This is a genomic window from Spirosoma jeollabukense, from assembly GCF_054777855.1.
In genome coordinates this window covers 1-1,117 of record NZ_BAAHAD010000059.1, presented here as the reverse complement: position 1 = coordinate 1,117, position 1,117 = coordinate 1, and the positions used below count along the sequence as shown (strand labels likewise).

General features: G+C 13.6%; 1 protein-coding gene. It reads left to right on the top strand.

Annotation, left to right across the window (positions count from 1 at the left end; genetic code table 11):
* Positions 1–651: 651 nt before the first annotated feature.
* The coding region (locus ACYVEA_RS34480; protein ID WP_461117901.1) for a hypothetical protein at positions 652–1,117 on the top strand (466 nt) is incomplete at its 3' end.

Here is a 1,117-nt window from a genome sequence, read left to right as displayed (position 1 = left end):
AAAGTAAATTTGAAGCGAAGTTTATTTTTAATTTAAAAATAAAATTGTTCAACGACTAAAGGTGAGTTATATAACAATAATCCTTTTTTAATACCCAACATTTTTTTTATTTAATAAATTAGTTTTAATATTAGTAACTTAAAAATTAAAAATAGTAATAACATAAAATTAAAAAATACATTGAATTTAAATAAAAGTAGCATATTTACTAAATATATTAATAATAAATATAAGTTAGTACCACTTAAATCTTCAAGTTTTTTTAAACCAAGTAAATATTATCCTTCTGAATCTAAAGAATGAACTAATAATATTTATTATTTTAATTCTAATTATATTAAAAATTTACCTGTTTATGATATAAATATAAATAAATTATTAAAAAATTATTTTGAATTATATTTAAATTTTAAAAATGATTTATTAACTAAAAAAAAATATTCATCTTTTAATAAAATATTTATTAGTAAAGCTGAACTAAAACATACTAGTTCTAAAGTTATTATTACTATATATGTTTTTAATAGAGAAAGAATTGTTTTACAAAAAAAATTAAAACAATTAAGAATACCTTTAAAAAAAATTATAAATATTTTTTATATTTATAAAGGTATTTTAAGTAAAAATTTAAAAATAAATTTTGATAAACAATTGGCTTTTATAAAAAGAACTAAATTAAGATTTGATATTAATAATTTAAAATTTAAAGATATTTTATTATATAAATTAAGTAAATTATTAAGTAAATTTTATAAAAAAAAAGTAGAATTTAATATCATTAATTTAAATTCTTTTGAATATAATCCTAGTATATTTACAGATATACTAAGAAGAAAATTGAGCTATAGAAAGGCTCATATTTTAAATTTAACAAAATTCTTTTTAAAAAAAATGGAAGATTTAGAAAAAATTAAAAATTTAGATTTAAATAAAGGGTTTATAAATGTGGATTATGATACTATAGAAAATAGAGATAGAAATATAAATATTAATACTTTAGTAAAAGATGTTAATTTAAATGAAATAATAAAAAATTTATATAATACTAAAAATCATAATAATATAAAAATTATATTTAATTCTATAGAATTTAAAAATTTAGGAGGTATAAAATTAG